A 1765-nucleotide genomic window follows, 5' to 3' on the forward strand; every position below is an offset into this window, starting at 1 on the left:
ATGTAGAGGGTCATCAGCAGGGTCGCCGCGGCGCCCCGGAGGTCGACCTTCTCGGTGCTCGGCATGAGTCCTTCCCGCCCTGGCTACGCTGTCGCGGCGCCCCCGTAGCCCAACGGCAGAGGCAGGCCCCTTAAAAGGGTCCCAGTGTCGGTTCGAGTCCGACCGGGGGCACCCCCCTTCCACGTCGAGAATACCCCTCTGACCAGCGATTACACCCGACGAAGCCGAGATGATGTTGTCCGGTCGTACCCGGCCCTGACCGGTGCTCGGCGGGTGGCTGTACCGAATACGTACCGAAGTTCCGTCGCTCACGGGGTAGCCCCAAGGGCGTCGGCGATCCGCTGCCGGGCGGCGTCCTCCTGGCCGACGATGCACTTCGCGTAGATCTGGTGCAGGACGGCGACGCTGTGCCCGGCCCACTCGGCGACCTGGGTCGAGGGCACGCCCGCGTTGAGCCATGTCGACACCGCGGCGTGGCGGAGGTCGTAGGGGCGTCGGGCGAGCGGCGAAGCGGCCTCCGACTCGGTGAGAGCGCTCGCGCGAGCTTTCCGCCATACCCGGCAGTAGGTGCCCTCCGGGAGATCACCACCGCGGACACCGCGGAACAGCCGGCCATCCGGCGTCGTGCCGTGCTCGGCGAGATGCGCCCGCAGCAGAGCGGTGAGCGGAGGGGGAGACGGGACCGAGCGGGTCTCACCGCGGGCCCGGTGCTTCAACTCCCGCTCCTCGCGGCGCCGGCCGTTGTCGGTCCAGGAAGCGCCGGCCTCCGGGGTAGAGCCGGTCAGCAGCAGCTCGCCCCAGCCTTCAGCTGGAAGTTGGAGGTCAGCGGCGCGGAGTGTCACAGCCTCGCCCGGCCTGAGGGCGGCGTAGTAGAGCAGGCCGAAGAAGGCGACCAGGCCCGGGCCGCTCGGCTTCTGACTGCCCACGGCGGACAGCAGGGCGCGGGCCTGAACGGTGTTGACGACGGCTCGCTTGTCCACCGTCTTCACCGTGCGCGGGATCTTCCACGCAATCGCGGTCACCGGGTTGCGGGTCAGGAGCCGACGCTCCACCGCGTACTCGCCGAGGTTGACCACGACGCCACGTTGCCGAGCGATCGAGGCCGGGGCTGCACGGCCGCCGTCGCCACGCACCGTCAATGCGTCCAGGACAGCGCGTACGACGGCCGGTTCGGCCAGGTCACCCACCTCACGGGTGTTCCGTTCCAGCCATGCCAACGCACGCGCAATCGGCTCTGGCGGCGCGGCATTCGTGCTGGCCCGGACGTTGAACGCCCACGCGGTCAAAGCCTTGCGCAACGTGGCGTCGTCCGGCCGGCCTCGCTCACTCGTGATCAGCGCGAAAGTGGCGTTGGTGAGCGCCCGCGCCGTGTTGCGCCGCGAGTTCGGAGCCAGGTGCGGCCACTTCATCGCTGCGTAGTCCCGGGCGAACGCGAGCCACCCGACGCGCCGTTCGGAGCGATCCATCGACATCGGACGACCGGTGTCCAGTGAGAACGCCTCGCCACGCCGCGCAGCAACCAGCAGCTCGGACCGGAAAGCATCAGCCAGAGCCGCGGTCTTGTACGGGACTCGCCAGCGTCGCCCAGCAACCGACCACTTCACTGTGTGCGTCGTGGTCCGTGCGCCCGAGTACACCTCGACCTTCCAGATCCGCACGTCGTAGGAGGTCTCCATCAGGCTGCCTCCTCGTGCGCATCGAGCCAGCGCTCCAACTCCGCACGACGGACCCGCAGGTCACCGTTGGGGAGCTTGATGCACCGCGG

General features: G+C 69.7%; 1 protein-coding gene and 1 tRNA gene. One reads left to right on the plus strand and one right to left on the minus strand.

The window, feature by feature from the left end; translation table 11 throughout:
- The first annotated feature begins 98 nt into the window (after window positions 1-98).
- Window positions 99-171 (plus strand) — tRNA-Leu (locus VGE38_RS09755).
- A 137-nt stretch (window positions 172-308) separates the two neighbouring features.
- Here VGE38_RS09755 and VGE38_RS09760 read toward each other — a convergent pair.
- Window positions 309-1676 carry a tyrosine-type recombinase/integrase gene (locus VGE38_RS09760; RefSeq protein WP_202417617.1) on the minus strand — a complete coding sequence of 456 codons (1368 nt, stop codon included), beginning with the start codon at window positions 1674-1676 and terminating at the stop codon, window positions 309-311.
- Window positions 1677-1765 lie beyond the last annotated feature (89 nt).

The sequence above is a fragment of the Nocardioides sp. genome, assembly GCF_036405735.1.
Taxonomy (GTDB): Bacteria; Actinomycetota; Actinomycetes; order Propionibacteriales; family Nocardioidaceae; genus Nocardioides.

Coding starts and splice junctions, on each gene's coding strand:
- VGE38_RS09760 (WP_202417617.1), bottom strand. CDS start 1,676: ATGGAGACCTCCTACGACGTGCGGATCTGGAAGGTCGAGGTGTACTCG.